17 protein-coding genes are annotated in these 19768 nt (G+C 63.9%); 13 read left to right on the forward strand and 4 right to left on the reverse strand.

What is annotated here, in order from left to right; translation table 11 throughout:
- Positions 1-226: 226 nt before the first annotated feature.
- The 11 genes from ACLRDN_RS24155 (at position 227) to ACLRDN_RS24205 (ending at position 12942) form a co-directional block, all read left to right on the forward strand.
- The gene (locus ACLRDN_RS24155) at positions 227-1555 is read left to right on the forward strand and encodes an aspartate aminotransferase family protein (protein WP_413458346.1); all 1329 of its coding nucleotides are present in this window, start codon (positions 227-229) and stop codon (positions 1553-1555) included.
- Positions 1556-1591: 36 nt separating this feature from the next.
- Complete coding sequence (locus ACLRDN_RS24160; RefSeq protein WP_121041228.1) at positions 1592-3085, forward strand: CoA-acylating methylmalonate-semialdehyde dehydrogenase; 1494 nt, start codon at positions 1592-1594, stop codon at positions 3083-3085.
- A complete protein-coding gene (locus ACLRDN_RS24165; protein ID WP_413458347.1) occupies positions 3082-3273 on the forward strand; it encodes a hypothetical protein in 192 nt (63 codons plus the stop codon). The genes ACLRDN_RS24160 and ACLRDN_RS24165 overlap by 4 nt, the downstream gene beginning before the upstream one ends.
- A 392-nt stretch (positions 3274-3665) precedes the next feature.
- Positions 3666-4859, forward strand: coding sequence for an ABC transporter substrate-binding protein (locus tag ACLRDN_RS24170; RefSeq protein WP_413458348.1), 1194 nt, complete (start codon positions 3666-3668; stop codon positions 4857-4859).
- Positions 4860-4939: 80 nt separating this feature from the next.
- Entirely contained in the window at positions 4940-5806 is an 867-nt protein-coding gene (locus tag ACLRDN_RS24175) for a branched-chain amino acid ABC transporter permease (protein WP_034340650.1), read from the forward strand.
- A 52-nt stretch (positions 5807-5858) separates the two neighbouring features.
- Positions 5859-6857, forward strand: coding sequence for a branched-chain amino acid ABC transporter permease (locus tag ACLRDN_RS24180; RefSeq protein ID WP_413458349.1), 999 nt, complete (start codon positions 5859-5861; stop codon positions 6855-6857).
- Positions 6854-7621 carry an ABC transporter ATP-binding protein gene (locus ACLRDN_RS24185; RefSeq protein WP_286865211.1) on the forward strand — a complete coding sequence of 256 codons (768 nt, stop codon included), beginning with the start codon at positions 6854-6856 and terminating at the stop codon, positions 7619-7621. The genes ACLRDN_RS24180 and ACLRDN_RS24185 overlap by 4 nt, the downstream gene beginning before the upstream one ends.
- Positions 7618-8322 (forward strand): ABC transporter ATP-binding protein, encoded by a 705-nt coding sequence (locus tag ACLRDN_RS24190; protein WP_252696726.1) that lies wholly within the window; start codon positions 7618-7620, stop codon positions 8320-8322. Before ACLRDN_RS24185 ends, ACLRDN_RS24190 begins: the two co-directional genes overlap by 4 nt.
- A 35-nt stretch (positions 8323-8357) precedes the next feature.
- The gene (locus ACLRDN_RS24195; RefSeq protein WP_413458350.1) at positions 8358-9617 is read left to right on the forward strand and encodes a Zn-dependent hydrolase; all 1260 of its coding nucleotides are present in this window, start codon (positions 8358-8360) and stop codon (positions 9615-9617) included.
- A gap of 37 nt (positions 9618-9654) precedes the next feature.
- Positions 9655-11148 carry a M81 family metallopeptidase gene (locus tag ACLRDN_RS24200; RefSeq protein WP_413458351.1) on the forward strand — a complete coding sequence of 498 codons (1494 nt, stop codon included), beginning with the start codon at positions 9655-9657 and terminating at the stop codon, positions 11146-11148.
- A gap of 219 nt (positions 11149-11367) precedes the next feature.
- Entirely contained in the window at positions 11368-12942 is a 1575-nt protein-coding gene (locus ACLRDN_RS24205; protein WP_413458352.1) for a methyl-accepting chemotaxis protein, read from the forward strand.
- Positions 12943-12946: 4 nt separating this feature from the next.
- Here the strand turns inward: ACLRDN_RS24205 and ACLRDN_RS24210 are convergent, their stop codons facing one another.
- A complete protein-coding gene (locus ACLRDN_RS24210; RefSeq protein WP_413458353.1) occupies positions 12947-13837 on the reverse strand; it encodes a TauD/TfdA dioxygenase family protein in 891 nt (296 codons plus the stop codon).
- Between the two features lie 155 nt (positions 13838-13992).
- Between ACLRDN_RS24210 and ACLRDN_RS24215 the strand changes: the two genes are divergently transcribed.
- Positions 13993-14916, forward strand: coding sequence for a cupin-like domain-containing protein (locus ACLRDN_RS24215; protein ID WP_413458354.1), 924 nt, complete (start codon positions 13993-13995; stop codon positions 14914-14916).
- A gap of 71 nt (positions 14917-14987) precedes the next feature.
- Here ACLRDN_RS24215 and gatB read toward each other — a convergent pair whose 3' ends face one another.
- The 3 genes from gatB to gatC all read right to left on the reverse strand — a co-directional run bounded on the left by gatB (position 14988) and on the right by gatC (position 18336).
- Positions 14988-16448, reverse strand: a complete 1461-nt coding sequence (gatB, locus tag ACLRDN_RS24220) for an Asp-tRNA(Asn)/Glu-tRNA(Gln) amidotransferase subunit GatB (protein WP_413458355.1) — start codon at positions 16446-16448, stop codon at positions 14988-14990.
- Between the two features lie 45 nt (positions 16449-16493).
- Positions 16494-17960 (reverse strand): Asp-tRNA(Asn)/Glu-tRNA(Gln) amidotransferase subunit GatA, encoded by a 1467-nt coding sequence (gene gatA, locus ACLRDN_RS24225; RefSeq protein WP_034340678.1) that lies wholly within the window; start codon positions 17958-17960, stop codon positions 16494-16496.
- 73 nt (positions 17961-18033) lie between these two features.
- Positions 18034-18336: an Asp-tRNA(Asn)/Glu-tRNA(Gln) amidotransferase subunit GatC gene (gene gatC, locus ACLRDN_RS24230; protein WP_134223901.1), complete on the reverse strand. Its 303-nt coding sequence runs from the start codon at positions 18334-18336 to the stop codon at positions 18034-18036.
- 359 nt (positions 18337-18695) lie between these two features.
- On the opposite strand from gatC, the gene ACLRDN_RS24235 reads away from it, so the two are divergent.
- Positions 18696-19739, forward strand: coding sequence for a rod shape-determining protein (locus ACLRDN_RS24235; RefSeq protein ID WP_006465688.1), 1044 nt, complete (start codon positions 18696-18698; stop codon positions 19737-19739).
- Positions 19740-19768 lie beyond the last annotated feature (29 nt).

A 19768-nucleotide genomic window follows, 5' to 3' on the forward strand; every position in this document is an offset into this window, starting at 1 on the left:
ACCAGCCTGATCAGGCCGAATCCCCTATAGATAAAGGGAAAATCAAGAACCAGGCGTCATGACCGAAGCACACGCTTCTCACCGGACGGAGCAATACAGTTCGCCCCACAGACCAATACAGTTTCCAGCGAAAATCAAAAGTGTAGCTAACAATACGGGCGCTGTCTGGCAATAATCAAGCACTCCCGATTTTTTCCAGACATTTCCCTTTTTCACGGTGCCCGCCATGTCCAGCCAAGACCAAACGCATCCGTCCAGCCTGTCGGCCTACTGGATGCCCTTCACTGCCAACCGCAACTTCAAGACCGCGCCGCGCATGCTGGTGTCCGCCGAAGGCATGCACTATCGCGACGATGCCGGCAACGCCATCCTGGACGGCACCGCAGGCCTGTGGTGCGTGCCGCTGGGCCATGCCCATCCCAAGATCGTGTCGGCCGTGCAGAAGTCCGTAGCCACGCTGGACTACGCGCCTTCCTTCCAGCTCGGCCACCCGAGCGCCTTCGAACTGGCCGAGCGCCTCAAGGCCTATACCGGCAATCGCTTCGCCAACGTGTTCTACACCGGCTCCGGCTCGGAAGCGGTCGATACGGCGCTGAAAATCGCCCTGGCCTATCACCGCGCCAAAGGCAACGCTACCCGCACCCGCCTGATCGGCCGCGAGCGCGGCTATCACGGCGTGGGCTTCGGCGGCATGTCGGTGGGCGGCATCGGCGGCAACCGCAAGACCTTCAGCACCGCGCTGCTGCCGGGCGTGGACCACCTGCCGCACACCCACAACCTGGAAAAGAACGCCTTCACCAAGGGCGAGCCGGAATACGGCGCGCACCTGGCCGATGAGCTCGAACGCCTGGTCACCCTGCACGACGCCACCAACATCGCCGCCGTGATCGTGGAACCGGTGGCCGGCTCCACGGGCGTGCTGATCCCGCCCAAGGGCTACCTGAAGCGCCTGCGCGAGATCTGCACCAAGCACGGCATCCTGTTGATCTTCGATGAAGTCATCACCGGCTTCGGCCGCCTGGGAACGCCCTTTGCGTCCGACTACTTCGATGTGGAACCGGATATCTTCACCACCGCCAAGGGCCTCACCAATGGCGTGGTGCCGATGGGCGCGGTGTTCGTGAAGAAGGAGATCCACGACGCCTTCATGAACGGCCCGGACGGCATCGAACTCTTCCACGGCTACACCTACTCCGGCCACCCTCTGGCCTGCGCCGCCGGCCTGGCCTCGCTGGAGGTGTTCCAGACCGAAGGCGTGCTGGAGAATGCGCAAGCCGTGTCGGACTATTTCCAGGAAGCGGCGCACGCCCTGCGCGGCCTGCCGCACGTGATCGACGTGCGCACCATTGGCCTCATCGCCGGCATCGAGCTGTCCTCCATTCCCGGCCGCGTCGGTGCCCGCGCCTATGACGCCTTCGTGCGCGCCTTCAATGACGGCATCCTCATCCGCGTCACCGGCGACATCATCGCCCTGTCGCCGCCGCTGATCATCAACAAGCAGCAGATCGACGAACTGTTCGGCAAGCTGGCGGCCATCCTCAAGACCCTGGCCTGATCCCCCTTCACCCAAGCAATGACGCAAGAAAGATTCATGGAAAAGATTGCACACTACATCGGCGGCAAGCGCGTCGATACCCAAAGCGGGCGCTACGCCGATGTCTTCAACCCGGCCCAGGGCGTGCCGGTGGCGCAGGTTGCGCTGGGCACGGCCGACGAGGTCGATGCGGCGGTGAAGGCCGGTGTGGCCGCCTTCCCGGCCTGGTCCAACACCCCGCCGCTGACCCGCGCCCGCGTGCTGTTCCGTTTCCTGCACCTGATCCAGCAGCGCGCCGATGACTTCGCCCGCATCATCGTGCGCGAGCACGGCAAGACCTTCTCGGATGCCCAGGGTGAAGTGGCGCGCGGCATCGAGATCGTCGAGTTCGCCGCCGGCATCCCGCAGATGCTCAAGGGGGAATACACCGACCAGATCGCCCGTGGCATCGATGCCTGGTCGATGCGCCAGGCGCTGGGCGTGGTGGCCGGCATCACGCCGTTCAACTTCCCGGCGATGGTACCGATGTGGATGTTCCCCATCGCCATTGCCTGTGGCAACTGCTTCGTGTTGAAACCCTCCGAGCGCGACCCGTCGGCGGCGCTCCTGATCGCCGACCTGCTGCAGGAAGCCGGCCTGCCCGATGGCGTCTTCAACGTCATCCAGGGCGACAAGGTGACCGTCGATGCCCTGCTCGATCATCCGCAGGTCAAGGCCATCAGCTTCGTCGGCTCGACCCCGATTGCCGAATACATCTATGCCCGTGGCTCGGCCAAGGGCAAGCGCGTGCAAGCCCTGGGCGGTGCCAAGAACCACATGGTGGTCATGCCCGACGCCGACATGCAACTGGCCGTGGACGCCCTGATGGGCGCGGCTTACGGCTCGGCCGGCGAGCGCTGCATGGCGATCTCGGTGGCAGTAGCCGTGGGCAGCGCCGGTGATGAACTGGTGGCAGCCCTGGCCGAACGCGCACGCAATCTGAAGATCAACGAAGGCATGGCCGCCGGTGCCGAGATGGGCCCGGTGGTGACAGCCGCTGCCAAGGAACGCATCGAAGGCCTCATCGGCCGTGGTGTGGAAGAAGGCGCAACCCTGGTGGTGGATGGCCGTGGCTATCAGGTGCCGGGTTTCGAGAAGGGCTTCTTCGTCGGTGGCACCCTGCTCGATCACGTGACGCCGGAGATGACGGTGTACAAGGAAGAGATCTTCGGGCCGGTGCTGTGCGTGCTGCGCTGCCCGGACATCGCCAGCGCAGTCGAACTGATCAATGCGCACGAGTACGGCAACGGCGTGGCGGTCTATACCCGTGACGGCGGCGTGGCGCGCGAATTCGTGCGCCAGATCGAAGTGGGCATGGTGGGGGTCAACGTGCCGCTGCCGGTACCGATGGCCTTCAGCAGCTTCGGCGGCTGGAAGCGCAGTCTCTTCGGCGACCATCACATGTACGGACCGGAAGGCGTACGCTTCTACACCCGGGCCAAGGCAGTGATGCAGCGCTGGCCCAATACGGCCAGTGCCGGTGCGGAATTCGCGTTCCCGCAGATGAAATGAACAAGATCAACGGCATGAAATTTTCATGCCGTTTTTCTTTGGCGGGTGCGTATGATGAAGCACCTGCCCGACAGATCGGCATCGGTCTTGTTGGTGCAGAAAACGTCAGGCAAGGTGCAGAAAAGATAAGCCGTCCCCAGCCCGCAAGAAGTCAATTGAGGGCTTGCACCAAAAGCAGAATAACTTAGAAAACCAGACCGTCGTGGACGACCGGTGGAGACACACCGGCAGCACGGGAGAACGGCAAACAAACATTCGGAGACACGCTCGCAAGAGCGGCAGGAGGAGCCCCCATGACGGCTCACGCCACGCGGCGAAAAGGCGCGCTGCCAAAGCGTTTTACGGCTTGTCACGTCCTGTCTTGCAGCGGCTGCGCAAGACGGTGCGACCCTGTTGACCCACCCTTTTCCGTCCGTTCGTGGCGGAGGATTTCACACGTCCATGCAAATCATCCCTGCGCTGCTTTCCTAAGTTTTCCGGAAAGCACGGGCATGGAACTTGCGTTGACGGGCAGTACTGCAGCATTGCGCAATTCCATGGATGTCATCTGTCAATCGTAAGCTTCGAGGGAGAAACAAGCATGATCAGCCGTCGCAATTTCCTGAAACTGTCCGCACTGGCCGCACCCGGCGCATTGAGCTACCACGATGTGTTTGCCCAGGCCGAGAGCATTGCCTTCGGCTGTCCGGTGCCGATGTCCGGCCCCTTCGCCGCCAACGGCAAGTTCGCCGACATGGGCATGAAGCTGGCCCTGCAGAAATACGGCAAGGTGCTGGGCAAGAGCACCAGCTACGTGACCCTGGACACCGAAGGCAAGCCCGCCACGGCGGTGCGCAAGATGCAGGAAACCATCGAGAAGGGCACGCGCTTCTTCGCCGGCGGCATCCTCTCCGGCGAAGCGCTGGCCATGGGCAAGGAAGCCGAAAAGGCCGGCGCAGTTTTCATCACCACCGCCGGGGCCGACGAGATCACCGGCAGCGATTGCAACCGCGCCACCTTCCGCTGGTCGGTGCCGACCTTCGGGGCCATCGAACAGACTGTGCGTCCGCTCTTGGAGAAGCTGCCCAATGCCAAGCGCTGGTACACCATCACCCCGCAATACGTGTTCGGCGAAGGCCTGCTGTCGGCGGCCAAGAACATCTTCAAGGAAAAGGGCATCGAGCACGTGGGCAACAGCTACCACTCGCTGACCGAAAAGGAATTCTCCGGCTATCTCACCAATGCCATGGCGGCCAAGCCGGACGTGCTGCTGCTGTTGAACTTCGGTTCGCAATCCTCGGACACGCTGCGCCAGGCGGTCAGCTTCGGCATGAAGAACAACTGCACCATCCTCATGGCCTGGGCCTCGGGACTGGAACAGTTCGAAACCCTCGGGGCCGATATCTGCGATGGCGTCTACTTCGGCGCGCAGTACTGGCACGCCATCGATTCGCCCTTCAACAAGGAGTTCGTCAAACTGGTCAACGATAGCCTCAAGATCGATCCCAACTACAGCCTGGCCGGTTCCTACATCTGTACCAAGATCATCCTGGACGCCATCATCAAGGCCAACAGCACCGATCCCAAGGCGGTGATCGCGGCCATGGAAGGCATGAAGTACGAGGGCCTGACCGGCACCGAGGAAATCCGCAAGGGCGACCACCAGGTCATCAAGAACTACTACCTGCTCAAGGGCAAGGCCAAGGCGAAGATGGCCAACAAGAATGACTATGCCGACATCGTTTCCTCCGGCAAGTCCTTCCTGGCGCTGGAGAAGACGCAGTGCAAGCTGTGATGTGCCTGGCTTGAGGTTCAGGGCCTGTCCTCCGCTTGCGGGGACAGGCCGCATTTGCTGCATCATCGTCACGAGGTTCCATGAACATCTATCTGCTGCAGATCGCCAATGGCGTGGGCATCGGCATGCTCTACTTCCTGCTGGCAGTGGGCTTGTCGATCGTCTTCGGCCTGCTGCGCTTCGTCAATTTCTCGCATGGCGCCTTCTTCCTGCTGGGCGCTTATCTCTGTTACGAGGCCACCAGCCGCGGCCTGGATTTCTGGTGGTCGCTCTTCATTGCCCCCGCCGCCGTGGGCCTGTTCGCCTGGGTGGTGGAGCGCTTTGTATTGCGCCACGTGTATGCCCTGCCGCATCACTTCCACATTCTCTTCACGGTCGGCATGGCACTGGTGATCCAGGAAGCAGTGATCTCGGTCTGGGGACCGCTGGGCAACAATGTGTCGCCGCCGGATCTGCTGCAGGGCGTGGTGATGTGGGGCGGCTTCGTCTATCCCAAGTACCGCCTCTTCGTCATCGGCCTGACCGCCGTCATGGCGCTGCTCTTGTGGTGGGTGCTGGAAGGCACGCGCCTGGGCTCGATCGTGCGGGCGGGGTCGGAATCGACCGAAATGGTCAGCCTCCTGGGCCTGAACATCCAGCGCATCTTCAGCCTGGTCTTCGCCTTGGGTGCCGCCACGGCCGGGCTGGCCGGGGCGCTGGCCGCGCCGATACGCGGGGCCGATCCCTTCATGGGGGTCGAGGCGCTGGGCATCGCCTTCGTGGTGGTGGTGGTCGGCGGGCTGGGCAGCTTCTGGGGCGCGCTCATCGGCGGCATCCTGGTCGGCATCGTGCAGAGCGTGATGAGCACGGTCTGGTCCGAAGGCGCACACCTGATGATCTACGTGGCCATGGCCGCCGTGATGCTGCTGCGTCCGAATGGCTTGCTGGGCCGGCCCGGCGCGGCCTGAGGCCGCATTACGTCACCTGACGCCACCTGACGTTTTCTGCACAGAGGCTTTCATGAAACAGATTGCGCATTTCCGTTACACCCTGCTGGCCGCCGCCGTGGTGCTGTTGCTGCCGCTGCTGCTGCCCTCCGGCACGCTGGCCACCGAAGTGCTGGTGTTCGCCCTGGCCGCGCTGGGCTGCAACCTGCTGCTGGGCTATACCGGCCTGATGTCCTTTGGCCAGGGCATCTTCTTTGGCGTGGGCAGCTATACCACCGGCGTGGTGCTGCTGCAATTGAAGCTCGCGCTGCTGCCCGCGCTGGCCCTGGCGGCCCTCGGCGGCGCGCTGGTAGCGCTGCTGGTGGGCTGGTTCTCGATCCGCCAGCGCGGCACCTACTTCGTGATGCTCACGCTGGCCTTCGCCCAGATGTTTTATTTCCTGGCCTATACCCTCAAGGATGTCACCGGCGGCGACAACGGCCTGCTGGACATCCCGCGTCCGCCGCTCTCGCTGTTCGGGATCACGCTGTTGCCGACCACTTCCTCGTGGCAGTACTACACGGTGGTGGCCATCCTGTTCGTGCTGGTGTTCTGGCTGCTGCAGCGGGTCGTGGATTCGGTACTGGGCAAGACCCTGCTGGCGGTACGCGAGAATGAAGCGCGCGCCTCGGCGCTGGGCTATGACGTGCGGCTGCTGAAGCTGGCGGCTTTCGTCATCTCGGGCGCGGTCACCGGTCTGGCCGGTGGACTGCACGCGATGATGACCGGCGTGGCACCGCTGTCCAACATCGAATACCACACCAGCGAAGCGATCCTGGTGATGACCGTCATCGGCGGCACCGGCAACCTGTTTGCCTCAGTGCTGGGCGCGAGCTTCTATGTGCTGGTGGGCAACTGGCTCTCCACGCTGTGGCCGCGCTGGCTGATGCTGCTGGGGCTGCTGTTGATTGCGGTCAGCCTCTACATGCAGAAGGGACTGTTCGGCCTGGCGATGAAGTTGATCGATGCCGTGCGCGGCCACAAGGATGACGCGGCACCAGCCGTGACCGTCACCAAGGAGAAGCACTCATGAGCCGCCCCATCCTGCAAGCGGTCAACGTCACCAAGCGCTACGGCAAGTTCACCGCCGTCAACGGCATCACGCTCGACATCGAGGCCGGCACCGTGCATTCGGTGATCGGTCCCAATGGCGCGGGCAAGACCACGCTGTTCCACACGCTGACCGGCACCACGCCCATCACCGAGGGCAGCATCCTGGTCGAGGGCGAGGAAGTGGCGCACCTGCCAGGCAATCGCCGGGTGCAGAAGGGATTGGCGCGCTCCTTCCAGGTGACCAGCCTGTTCCCCAACCTGAGCGTGCGCGAGAACCTGCGGCTGGCCGCGCAGGGCCGCTCCCCGCTGGCCGCATTGAATCCCTGGAAACGTGCCGAACAGTTCAGTTCCGCCTGCGCGCTGGCCGATGAGCTGGTGGCGCGCCTGTCCCTGCAGGCGGTGGCGGAGCGGGCCTGCGCAGAACTTTCACATGGCCAGCAACGCAGGCTGGAGGTGGGCATGGCCATGGCCGGACGGCCCAAGGTGATCTTCCTGGATGAGCCCACCTCGGGCATGGGCATCGACGACATCGCCGAGATGAAACAGCTCATCCACGGACTGCGTCGTGACTATACGGTAGTGCTGATCGAACACAACATGGATATCGTGATGGATATCTCGGACCGCATCACGGTGATGCAGCTGGGCCAGATCCTGGCGCAGGGCAAGCCGGCCGAGATCCGCAGCGATGAACGCGTGCGCCGGGCCTACCTCGGCAGCATGATCACGGGAGGCAAAGCATGATCCTGCAAGTGGAAGACGTTCACGGCTACTATGGCAAGAGCCACATCCTGCAGGGCGTGTCGCTGCAGGTCGATGCCGGCGAAGTGGTGACCCTGCTGGGACGCAATGGCGCGGGCAAGACCACGACCTTGAAGAGTATCGTCGGCGTGGTGCCGCCGGCGCAGGGACGCGTGCTGTTTGAAGGCCAGGTCATCAGCGGCCTGCCCTCCTACAGGATCGCCGCACGCGGCGTGTGCCTGGTGCCGGAGCATCGCGGCATCTTCAAGCTGCTGACCGTGGAAGAGAACCTGACCATGGCCGCGCGCAAGGAATCCGCTTGGGGGCTGGACGAGGTCTACACCATCTTCCCGCGCCTGAAGGAACGCCGCAGGAATGGCGGCGGCCAGCTCTCCGGCGGCGAACAGCAGATGCTGGCCATTGCGCGCGCGCTGATGACGCATCCGCGCGTGCTGATGCTGGACGAACCGGTCGAAGGCCTGGCCCCGGTGATCGTGGACGAGATCGTGGCGCAGCTGCGGCAAATCAAGGCGACCGGGATGTCCATCATCCTGGTGGAACAGAATCTGGAAGTGTGTACGCAACTGGCGGACCGGCATTACATCGTCGAACAGGGACGCATCGTCTACAGCGGCAGCAATGCCGCCTTCCTGGCCGATGATGGCGTGAAGGACCGTTATCTGGGCGTGAACCTGGCGGCCTGATGGCTACCACCCGCCAACCCGAACAAGGACTCGATATGGACATGAAAACCCAAGCCTCCACCCTGCGCATCGACGGCACGCGCCTGTGGAATTCTCTGATGGAACTGGCCCGCATCGGCGGCACCGCCAAGGGCGGCGTCTGCCGCCTGGCCCTGACCGACCTCGACAAGCAGGGCCGCGACCTGGTCACGTCCTGGGCGCGCGCTGAAGGCATGAGCGTGGTGGTGGACCAGATCGGCAACATCTTCATGCGCCGCCCCGGCCGCAACAATGCGCTGCCGCCGGTGATGACGGGCTCGCACATCGATACCCAGCCCACCGGCGGCAAGTTCGACGGCAACTACGGCGTGCTCTCCGGCATCGAGGTGATCCGCACCCTGAACCAGCACAACATCCAGACCGAGGCCCCCATCGAAGTGGCGGTATGGACCAATGAAGAAGGTTCGCGCTTCGTGCCGGTGATGATGGGCTCGGGCGTGTTCTGCGGGGCCTTCACGCTGGAGCATGCCTACAACGCCACCGACGTCGACGGCAAAAAGGTGCGCGACGAACTGGAACGCATCGGCTATATCGGCGAGCAGGTCTGCGGTGATCATCCCATCGGGGCGTATTACGAGGCGCACATCGAACAGGGACCGGTGCTGGAAAACGCCGAGACCGTCATCGGTGTGGTGCCGGCGGTGCTGGGGCTGTCGTGGTACGACTGCACGGTGACCGGTTTTGAATCGCACGCCGGGCCAACCCCGATGGAGATCCGCAAGGATGCGCTGCAGGTGTCGACTTACATCATGCAGGAGGTAGTCGCCATCGCCAATCGCTATCCGCCCTATGGACGCGGCACGGTGGGCCAGGTGCAGGTGATGCCCAACAGCCGCAACGTGATTCCGGGGCAGGTGAAATTCTCCATCGACCTGCGCAATGTCAGCGAGGAGTCGCTCACGCGCATGCATGAAGACCTGCTGGCCTACCTGGAAGCGATGCGCAAGAAGACCGGGCTGTCCATCGAACTGGAGCGGGTCTCGTACTTCCCGCCCTGCCCCTTCCATCCGGATTGCGTGGACAACGTGCGCGCGGCCTCGGCCGCGCTGGGCTACAAGACCATGGACGTGGTCTCCGGTGCAGGGCACGACGCCATCTATGCCGCACGCCTGGCCCCCGCAGGCATGATCTTCGTGCCCTGCAAGGATGGGGTCTCCCACAACGAGATCGAAGATGCCCGCCCCGAACACCTGGAAGCCGGCTGCAACGTGCTGTTGCAGGCCATGCTGGCCAGCGCCGGCGTGGTCGCCGCGTGACCGGTGCATGAAAACGGATTGATGCAAAAAACTGAACATGAAGCCGAAAATCGTCATTGCACGCATGAATCACGAGACCAATACCTTCTCGCCGATTCCCACCCCCCTTGAAGCCTTCGCCCCGCAATGGGACGCCGATGCCTATGGCGACCAGAAGGGAGCGCGTACCGCCATGGGGGCCTTCCTGGAACTGGCCGAACAGACCGGTGCCGAGATCGTCACGCCCCTGGCTGCCTGGGCCAACCCCAGCGCAGCGGTGGCGGCCGATGCCTACACGGTGATGTGCGAGGCCATCGTGCGCGCCATCGAAGGTGGCTGCGATGCCATCCTGCTGGACCTGCACGGCGCCATGGTGGCCGAGAACGCCGAGGATGGCGAAGGCACGCTGCTCGAACGCATCCGCCGCATCGCACCCGATACGCCCATGGCAGTAGCGCTGGACCTGCATGGCAACGTCACACAGAAGATGGTCGCGCACGCCGATGTGATCGTCAGCTTCAAGACCTATCCGCACATCGACATGTTCGAGACCGGCGAGCACGCCGGCCGCCTGCTGCTGGCGCGGCTGCAGGGCAAGTCCCAGCCAGCGATGGCCTGGCGCCAGGTACCGGTGCTCTCGGCCACGCTCACCAGCAATACCTCGGCCTCGGCCATGCAGCGCGCCGTGGAAGCGGCCAAAGCGGCCGAGCAGGAAGCGGGCGTGCTGGCGGTGTCGGTGCTGGCGGGCTTCCCCCTGTCGGATTTCCGCGATGCGGGGATGTCGGTGGTAGTGGTGACCGAGAACGATGCGGCACTGGCCGATGCCGTGGCCGAACGCATCGCGCGCCAGATCTGGAGTGAGCGTGACGACTTCGTCTATGACAGCCTGCCGCTGGCCGAATCGCTGGCGCAGGCGCGGGCCTTGAGCGAAGGTCCGGGGCAGGGGCCGGTGCTGCTGCTGGATCACAGCGACAACGTCATGTCGGGCGGCACCTGCAACACCATGGACGTGCTGGAAGCCGCTCTGCAGGCCGGTCTCACGGGCATTGCCGTGGGCCCGGTGAGCGACCCGGAAGCGGTGGCGCAGCTGGTGCAGGCCGGGGTGGGGGCGACCGTCACGCTGGCCGTGGGCAACAAGGTGGACCTGGCTGCGCAGGGCATCACCAAGACGCCGCCGGTTTATACCGGAAAGGTATCGGCCATCAGCGATGGCCGTTTCACCGTCACCGGGCCGATCTATACCGGTTCGACCTTGCAGATGGGGCGCAGCGTGCTGCTGGACATCGGTGCGGCGCGCATCGTCGTCACTGAAGAGCGGGTCGAACCGTATGACCTCGGGGTCTTCACCAGCCTGGGCCTGGACCCGGCGCGGCAGACCTTCCTGATCCTGAAATCGCGCATGTATTGCCGTCCGGTCTTCGTGCCCATCAGCCGCGCGTTGGTGGAGTGCGATTCCGACAGCGGCGGCCCGACCAGCGCCAATTTCCGGCTGTTCCCGATCAAGAAGGTGCGCCGGCCGATCTATCCGCTGGATCCGGCCATGGACTGGTAACATGCACCGGGCCTGCGCTGCGGGCCGATGGGCTTTGCCGTAATACAACACCCGGCATCGGGATATTCCCGAGTTGTGCCGTGGCGGCGAAGGCCTGTGTTAGCCTGCAAAGACAGCAAGGATGGGCCGCCCTTCCTTGCTGCTTGCGCCCGGCTCACGATCACAACAGAAAAACAGCACACCAGCCGCCGGTCGCCTCACTCAATCAGGGGAGACGGAATGAAAAACCTCAAGATCGGCGTACGCCTGGCCATCGGCTTCATTGCCTTGCTGATGTTGATGGCGGTGATGGTGGGCCTGGGTGTGTGGCGCCTGGGCAGCATCGGCGACGCCACCGACGAGATGACCCAGATCGCGCTCAAGAAGGAACGCGACGCCGTGCAGTGGCATGCGGCCATCAAGGAAAACGGAGTGCGGACCTTCGCCGTCATGAAAAATGATGACGATACCTTCCAGGTCTATTTCCAGAAACAGATCGACGCCCAGTCTGCCGAAATCAACCGCTTGCAGAAGCGCGTCGAGGCGGCCATCAACGATCCCGAAGAAAAGCACCTGTTCGACGAAGTCGGCAGGCTGCGCGCGCTCTATCGCGATACCCGCCAGAAGATCTTCGACGTCAAGACCGCCGGCGACGATGCCCGCGCCCGCGAGATGACCGATACCACGCTGGTCAAGATGATGGATGACTACGCCGACAGCGTGCTGCGCTACGCCGATTACCAGAAGAAGGTGATCGACGAGGCCGCTGCCGAGATCAACGGCAATTACCGCTCCGGGCGCAGCATGCTGCTCTTGCTGGGTGCGCTGGAAATCGTGCTCGGTGCGGCCCTGGCCTGGTTGCTCACGCGCAGCATCACGCGTCCGCTGAACCAGGCGGTCACGATTGCCGAGACCGTGGCGGCCGGTGACCTCACCTCGCGCATCCACGCCGACAGCCGCGATGAGACCGGGAAGTTGCTGGCCGCACTCAAGTCCATGAATGGCAACCTGCAGGACATCGTGGGGCGCGTGCGTTCCGGCACCGACACCATCAACGTCGCCTCGCGCGAGATTGCCACCGGCAACCTCGACCTGTCGGCGCGCACGGAGCAACAGGCCGGCTCGCTCGAAGAAACCGCATCGGCCATGGAACAGCTCACCTCCACCGTCAAGCAGAATGCCGACAATGCGCGCCAGGCCAACGCATTGGCCGCATCAGCTTCGCAGGTGGCCAGCCAGGGCGGTGCCGTGGTGGAGCAGGTGGTGGCGACCATGGGCGAGATCCACGCTTCCTCGCAGAAGATCGCCGACATCATCGGCGTGATCGATGGCATCGCCTTCCAGACCAACATCCTGGCCCTGAACGCCGCCGTGGAAGCGGCCCGCGCGGGGGAACAGGGACGCGGCTTTGCGGTGGTGGCCTCCGAAGTGCGCTCGCTGGCGCAACGTTCAGCGTCGGCGGCCAAGGAGATCAAGCAGCTGATCGGGGACTCGGTGGAAAAGGTCGGCGATGGCAGCCGCCTGGTGGCCCAGGCCGGTGATACCATGCAGGAAGTGGTGCAGAGCGTGGCGCGCGTGACCGAGATCGTGCGCGAGATCACGCTGGCCAGCCAGGAACAGAGTGACGGCATCGAACAGGTCAACCTGGCCATCACCCACATCGATGAAGCCACGCAGCAGAATGCGGCGCTGGTGGAAGAAGCGGCGGCGGCGGCGCGCTCCATGCAGGATCAGGCGGCCTCGCTGACCGAAGCGGTCAGCGTGTTTCGTCTTGATACCGCGTTGGTAGCGGACGCGCCAATGCGCCCTCAGTGATCGCTCAGCGCGGCACGTCGCCTTCGACAGTGGTGCGATAGAGCGTGCGGCGCAGGTGTTGCGGGGTAATCGCGGCGTAGTGCTGGGTGCTGCGGTTATCCCAGAACACCATGTCATGCGCCTGCCAGTGGTGCGTATAGACATTCTCCGGGCGCGTGATGTGGGCGTGCAGTTCCTTCAAGAGCGCATCGCTTTCGTCACGCGGGATGCCGATGATGTGCGAGGTAAACCCTTCGCTCACGAACAAGATCTTGCGACCGCTTTCCGGATGGGTGATCACCACCGGATGCTCCACCGGCGGTACTTCATCGATCTGCTGCTGGGTCAGCGGCTGGCGCCACGGCGAGAGCTTGCGCAGGCGCTCGTAGCGGTAGACGTAAGAGTGCACGGCGCGCTTGCCTTCGAGCTGGGTCTTGAGCGCAGCGGGCAGGCTGTCCCAGGCGGCGGCGGTATTGGCGTAAAGCGTATCGCCGCGTTCAGCGGGCAATTCCTGTGAATGCAGCAGCGCGCCCAGGCTGGGCTTGGGCATGTAGGACAGGTCCGAATGCCAGTCCGCGCCGGCATCGACCAGGCCGATGGGCTTGCCGTTCTCGACCACGTTGGAGACGATCAGGATCTCCGGATGCCCGGCCAGGTGGAAGCGGTTGAGCACGTGCACCTGCAGCGGACCAAAGCGGCGGCTGAAATCGATGTGCTGCTGCGGCGTGATGCGCTGCTCGCGGAACACCACCACCCCATGCTCGACCAGGGCGCCGCGGATGCGCGCCAGCTCTTCGGCCGAGACCGGCAGGTTCAGGTCCAGGCCGACGATTTCCGCGCCCAGCGGGGCGTCGAAAGGACGGATCTCGACGTATTGTTGCGACTGCTGCGTGCGTTCCAGTGTGGCGACCGACATGAGGGCTCCTGTGTAGGCGATGCCAGCCCGGCGCATGTCCGGCTGGCCAAGCGCCTATTACACTCCCCCGACTACCCCGGAACAAGGAAGAAGAATTCATATCCTTATGCGGCAAACGAGATAGGGCCTGCCGCAACCCCATTAAAATGGCGAGGATGAAACCGTCCGAGCCTTCTCCTTCACTTCACCCCGGAACCGCCCATCCTGCGGCACGGTCCCTGCCGCCACGCCCCGACGTCAGCGGCCTGAGCGCGGAGGAAGCCGCTGCACGCAAGGCGGCGCGCGACCAGCGCGATGCTCAGGTGCGTGGCGTGAGTTCGGTAGCCGAGATGCGTGAAGCCATCCGTGCGGCCAGTGCGGTGTTGCCTGTGGTGCATGAGATCGCGCGCATCGGGCCGCAGAAGACCGCGGCCTTCCGTGAGCGGGCACGGGCGGGATTGCCCTTCATCATGACGGGCATGGCCGGCCGCTGGCCGCTCTCGGCGATGTCGGTGCAAGCACTGCGGGAACACTTCGGCCAGCTGCCGGTGCGGGCCCGCGTGGGCGACTACATCAACACCGCCTTCGCGCCGGACCGCGCCATGCAGGACATGACGCTGGTCGATTACCTGGAACAGGCGCTGGCCGATGAGAGCGGGCTGCCGCCCTATCTGGGCAATCTGGAATTGCGGGAATTGAATCGCCTGTGCCACTGGCCCAACTTCTTCGAGAAGATGGGACCGCCGCGTTTCTGGATCGGGCCTGCCGGTTGCATCACGCCGCTGCATTGCGACTATGACGACAATGTCTTCGCGCAGGTATGGGGCAGCAAGCGCGTCTGGCTGGCCCCGCCCCATCATGACCAGTATCTCTATCCGAAGGAGGCCAACGCCATCCTGTTCGGGTCCCCCTTCGACCCGGATCATCCGGACCTGGAGCGCTTTCCGCTGGCGCGCCAGGCGGCACTGGTGTGCTGCGAAGTGCAGCCGGGAGAGATGCTTTACATCCCGGCCGGGTGGTATCACCAGGTCAGCTCATTGACCTTCTCGCTGTCGAGCAATCGCTGGGCGCGGGGGCGGCCATTGGTATTGGCTGCATAAGAAAAAACCCCGCGTCCGTTGCGGGACGCAGGGTTCATTGCGTTGCTGCTTTATCAGGTAAGGGCCTTGTATCAGCCCGCCAGCTTCTTGCGCAGCAGTTCCGTCAATTGCGCCGGGTTGGCCTTGCCGCGCGTGGCCTTCATGGCCTGGCCGATCAGGGCGTTGATGGCCTGTTCCTTGCCGGCGCGGAATTCCGCCACCGACTTTTCATTGGCGGCCAGCACCTGGTCCACGATGGCTTCCAGCGCACCGCTGTCCGAGATCTGCTTCAGGCCCTTGGCTTCGATGATGTCATCGGCCAGCGAATCCTTGTCGGACCTGGCTTCCCACATGCCCGCAAAGACTTCCTTGGCGATCTTGTTGGAGATGGTGCCATCGCCGATGCGCTTCAACAGCAGCGCCAGCTGCGCGGCCTTCACGGGCGCATCGGCGATGTCGGTGTCTTCGCGGTTGAGCGTGGAGGCCACGTCACCCATGAGCCAGTTGGCGGCCGGCTTGGCCTGGTCCTTGCCCGCTGCAGCCACCACGGCTTCGAAGTAGGAGGCCATGCCCTTGGATTGCGTGAGCACCATGGCATCGTATTCCGGCAGCGCATACTCGGCCACGAAACGCTCGCGCATCGCGCCAGGCAGCTCGGGCATGGTGGCCTTGACGCGCTCGATCCACTCCTGCGAGATGGCCAGCGGCGGCAGGTCGGGGTCGGGGAAGTAACGGTAATCTTGCGCGTCTTCCTTGCTGCGCATGGAACGGGTTTCCTTCTTGTCCGGATCGTAGAGGCGGGTTTCCTGGACCACGGTGCCACCGTCCTCGATCAGCTCGATCTGGCGGCGCACTTCGTAGTTGATGGCCTCTTCCAGGAAGCGGAAGGAGTTCAGGTTCTTGATCTCGCAACGGGTGCCGAATTTCTCCTGGCCGACCGGCCGCACCGAGACGTTGGCGTCGCAGCGGAAGGAACCTTCCTGCATGTTGCCGTCGCAGATGCCCAGCCACACCACCAGCGAATGCAGGGCCTTGGCATAGCCGACGGCTTCGGCGGCGCTGCGCATCTCGGGTTCGGTGACGATTTCCAGCAAGGGCGTACCGGCGCGGTTGAGGTCGATGCCGGTCATGCCCTGGTAGTCCTCGTGCAGGGACTTGCCGGCGTCTTCTTCGAGGTGGGCACGGGTCAGGTTGATGGTCTTGATCTCGGTCTTGCCGTCCTTTTCCACGGCGAAGGACATGGTGCCGCCTTGCACCACGGGGATCTCGAACTGGCTGATCTGGTAGCCCTTGGGCAGGTCAGGATAGAAGTAATTCTTGCGCGCGAACACCGAGCGCGGTGCGATGGTGGCACCGATGGCCAGGCCGAACTGGATCGCACGTTCCACCGCGCCCTTGTTCAGGACCGGCAGCACGCCCGGCAAGGCCAGGTCCACCGGGCTGGCCTGGGTGTTGGGCTCGGCGCCGAAGCGGGTCGAGCTGCCGCTGAAGATCTTGGATTGGGTCGAAAGCTGCGTGTGCGTTTCGAGGCCGATGACGACTTCCCACTGCATGATGTTGTCCTTGCGAATGCTGTTGTTGGTGACGAGAGCCCGCGATCAGGCCGGTTCGCGCAGGTGCCAGTCGGTGGCCTGCTGGAACTGGTGCGCCACGTTCAAGAGGCGCGCCTCGTCGAAATAATTGCCGATGATCTGCAGGCCGACCGGACGCTTGCCGTTCTTCTCGCCCTGTCCGAATCCGCAAGGAATGGACATGCCCGGCAAACCGGCCAGGCTGGTGGAGAGCGTGAAGATGTCGGCCAGGTAGTTGGCGACCGGGTCGTCGGTCTTGTCACCCAGGTCCCAGGCGACGGTGGGCGAGACCGGGCCCATGATGACGTCGCACTGGCGGTTCTCACCGGCCAGGGCACGCTGGAAGTCCTCGGCGATCAGGCGGCGGATCTTCTGGGCCTGCAGGTAGTAGGCGTCGTAGTAGCCGTGCGAGAGCACGTAGGAACCCACCAGGATGCGGCGCTTGACCTCGTCGCCAAAGCCTTCGGCGCGCGACTTCTTGTACATGTCGGCCAGGTCCTTGTAGTCCGCCGCACGGTGGCCGTAGCGCACGCCATCGAAGCGCGACAGGTTCGACGAGGCTTCGGCCGGGGCGATCACGTAATACACGGGGATCGACAGCTCGGTCTTGGGCAGCGAGATCTCGACCAGGGTCGCACCGAGCTTCTCGAACTCGGCCAGGGCAGCGCGCACGGCCGCTTCCACGTCAGCGGCCAGGCCGGCACCGAAGAATTCCTTGGGCACGCCGATGCGCAGGCCTTGCAGGCTCTGGTTCAGCGAGCGGGTGAAATCTTCCTTGGGACGTTGCAGGCTGGTGGAATCGCGTTCATCGAAGCCGGTCATGGCGTTCAACAGCAGGCCACAGTCTTCGGCCGTCTTGGCGATCGGGCCGCCCTGGTCCAGCGAGGAGGCGAAGGCGATCATGCCGTAGCGCGACACGCTGCCATAGGTCGGCTTGATGCCGGTCACGCCGCACAGCGAGGCCGGCTGGCGGATCGAGCCGCCGGTGTCGGTGGCGGTAGCGGCCGGTGCCAGGCGCGCGGCCACGGCAGCGGCCGAGCCGCCGGAGGAGCCGCCGGGGATGGCGGTCTTGTCCCAGGGGTTCTTGACCGCACCGTAGAACGAGTTCTCGTTGCTGGAGCCCATGGCGAATTCGTCACAGTTGAGCTTGCCCAGGGTGACGGTACCGGCCGCGTTGAACTGCTCCACCACGGTGGCATCGAAGGGGCTCACATAATCCTGCAACATGCGCGAACCCGCTGTGGTGCGCCAGTTGCGGGTGACGAAGATGTCCTTATGTGCAATGGGCACGCCGGTCAAAGGACCGGCATCATTGCCTGCCAGGCGCACATCGGCGGCCTTGGCCTGCGCCAGGGTGAGGTCGCGGTCCACATGCAGGAAGGCATTGAGGTCGCTGGCCGCGATGCGGTCCAGGAACAGGGTCGCCAGTTCAGTGGCGGAAATCTTGCGCGCTTGCAGTTGCGCGGACAGTTCTTTGAGGGTGAGCTTGTGCATGGAGTCGGTTACGCTGCGGTCTTGCGGGCCGGCTGGGCCGGAAGCGGACGGTGGCTGGCGCGAAGCGCCGGGTTCATTCGATGACCTTGGGCACCAGATACAGGCCATCCTGGGTGGCCGGGGCCGGTTGCTGGTAGTCCTCGCGGCGATTGGATTCGGTCACGGCATCTTCGCGCAGGCGCAGTGCCAGCGCGGGTTCGATGGCGGCGATGGGGTGCGACAGCGGTTCCACGCCGGAAGTATCGATGGCCTTCATCTGCTCCACCAGGGCAAAGATGCCATTGAGCTTGTCCAGGGTGGCGCCGGCCTGGGCCTCGGTGAGCTCCAGTCGGGACAGGTTGGCGATGCGTTTGACGTCGGAAAGGGCTAGAGACATGGTCGAAAGGACGCGCCGGGCGCGCCGCGTGATGTTGAAATTGGAAGACCCGTAGCCGCTGTGGCCGCAAGGCGTTTTCTGCAGCCTTGGCGCCCTTGGCAAGTTCGCTTGCGCGGCGGGTCGACCGGGTCATGGCGTGAATCGCTTGAAAAACGGCAAACCCGCGCCAGATGGCGGCCGGAAGCTCCCGTAAAGCGGACGTTTTTGGCAAACCGGCTTGCTGGTTTCTCGAGAATTATAAGGTAGAATGTCGGATTAATGCCTTGCAGGCGCCTGATTTTCGCGTCGCCGCAGCATGAACGGACACCTCCCCCTATCAAAAAGCTAGGCGCCCCCTCGCGGGCGCATCAGGACAACTCATGTTTGGATTTCTCCGCAGTTACTTCTCCAACGATCTGGCGATCGACCTCGGCACCGCGAACACGCTGATTTACGCGCGCGGCCATGGCATCGTGCTGGACGAGCCGTCGGTGGTGGCGATCCGCCAGCAAGGCGGCCCCAACGGCAAGAAGACCATCCAGGCGGTCGGCAAGGAAGCAAAGCAGATGCTGGGCAAGGTGCCCGGCAACATTGAGGCGATCCGCCCGATGAAGGACGGCGTGATCGCCGATTTCACCGTCACCGAGCAGATGTTGAAGCAATTCATCCGCATGGTGCATGACTCCAAGCTGTTCCGCCCCTCGCCGCGCATCATCATTTGCGTCCCCTGCGGTTCGACCCAGGTGGAACGCCGCGCCATCCGCGAATCCGCACTGGGCGCGGGCGCATCCCAGGTCTACCTGATCGAGGAACCGATGGCCGCCGCCATCGGCTCGGGCCTGCCGGTTTCCGACGCCACCGGCTCGATGGTGGTCGACATCGGCGGCGGCACCACCGAAGTGGGCATCATCTCGCTGGGCGGCATGGTCTACAAGGGTTCGGTACGCGTGGGCGGCGACAAGTTCGACGAAGCCATCGTCAACTACATCCGCCGCAACTACGGCATGCTCATCGGCGAACAGACCGCCGAAGCGATCAAGAAGGAAATCGGCTCGGCCTTCCCCGGCTCGGAAGTCAAGGAAATGGAAGTCAAGGGCCGCAACCTGTCCGAAGGCATCCCGCGTTCCTTCACCATCTCCAGCAATGAAATCCTGGAAGCCCTGACCGATCCGCTGAACAACATTGTCTCGGCCGTCAAGAACGCGCTGGAACAGACCCCGCCGGAACTGGGTGCCGACATCGCCGAAAAGGGCATGATGCTCACCGGTGGCGGCGCCCTGCTGCGCGACCTGGACCGCCTGCTGATGGAAGAAACGGGCCTGCCGGTGATCGTGGCCGAAGATCCGCTGACCTGCGTGGTGCGTGGCTCCGGCATGGCGCTGGACCGCATGGACAAGCTGGGTTCGATCTTCTCGGCCGAATAAGCCGGCCGGAAGTCGCAGAACAGCCACAG

It is taken from the genome of Herbaspirillum huttiense, assembly GCF_047300815.1.
GTDB lineage: Bacteria > Pseudomonadota > Gammaproteobacteria > Burkholderiales > Burkholderiaceae_D > Herbaspirillum > Herbaspirillum huttiense_A.

Bases quoted from the DNA above. Each gene is read 5' to 3' on its own strand.
- ACLRDN_RS24235 (WP_006465688.1), top strand. From the start codon at position 18,696: ATGTTTGGATTTCTCCGCAGTTACTTCTCCAACGATCTGGCGATCGAC.
- gatB (WP_413458355.1), bottom strand. From the start codon at position 16,448: ATGCAGTGGGAAGTCGTCATCGGCCTCGAAACGCACACGCAGCTTTCG.
- ACLRDN_RS24165 (WP_413458347.1), top strand. From the start codon at position 3,082: ATGAACAAGATCAACGGCATGAAATTTTCATGCCGTTTTTCTTTGGCG.
- gatA (WP_034340678.1), bottom strand. From the start codon at position 17,960: ATGCACAAGCTCACCCTCAAAGAACTGTCCGCGCAACTGCAAGCGCGC.
- ACLRDN_RS24170 (WP_413458348.1), top strand. From the start codon at position 3,666: ATGATCAGCCGTCGCAATTTCCTGAAACTGTCCGCACTGGCCGCACCC.
- ACLRDN_RS24155 (WP_413458346.1), top strand. From the start codon at position 227: ATGTCCAGCCAAGACCAAACGCATCCGTCCAGCCTGTCGGCCTACTGG.
- ACLRDN_RS24190 (WP_252696726.1), top strand. From the start codon at position 7,618: ATGATCCTGCAAGTGGAAGACGTTCACGGCTACTATGGCAAGAGCCAC.
- ACLRDN_RS24200 (WP_413458351.1), top strand. From the start codon at position 9,655: ATGAAGCCGAAAATCGTCATTGCACGCATGAATCACGAGACCAATACC.
- ACLRDN_RS24160 (WP_121041228.1), top strand. From the start codon at position 1,592: ATGGAAAAGATTGCACACTACATCGGCGGCAAGCGCGTCGATACCCAA.
- ACLRDN_RS24205 (WP_413458352.1), top strand. From the start codon at position 11,368: ATGAAAAACCTCAAGATCGGCGTACGCCTGGCCATCGGCTTCATTGCC.
- ACLRDN_RS24195 (WP_413458350.1), top strand. From the start codon at position 8,358: ATGGACATGAAAACCCAAGCCTCCACCCTGCGCATCGACGGCACGCGC.
- ACLRDN_RS24185 (WP_286865211.1), top strand. From the start codon at position 6,854: ATGAGCCGCCCCATCCTGCAAGCGGTCAACGTCACCAAGCGCTACGGC.
- gatC (WP_134223901.1), bottom strand. From the start codon at position 18,336: ATGTCTCTAGCCCTTTCCGACGTCAAACGCATCGCCAACCTGTCCCGA.
- ACLRDN_RS24180 (WP_413458349.1), top strand. From the start codon at position 5,859: ATGAAACAGATTGCGCATTTCCGTTACACCCTGCTGGCCGCCGCCGTG.
- ACLRDN_RS24210 (WP_413458353.1), bottom strand. From the start codon at position 13,837: ATGTCGGTCGCCACACTGGAACGCACGCAGCAGTCGCAACAATACGTC.
- ACLRDN_RS24175 (WP_034340650.1), top strand. From the start codon at position 4,940: ATGAACATCTATCTGCTGCAGATCGCCAATGGCGTGGGCATCGGCATG.
- ACLRDN_RS24215 (WP_413458354.1), top strand. From the start codon at position 13,993: ATGAAACCGTCCGAGCCTTCTCCTTCACTTCACCCCGGAACCGCCCAT.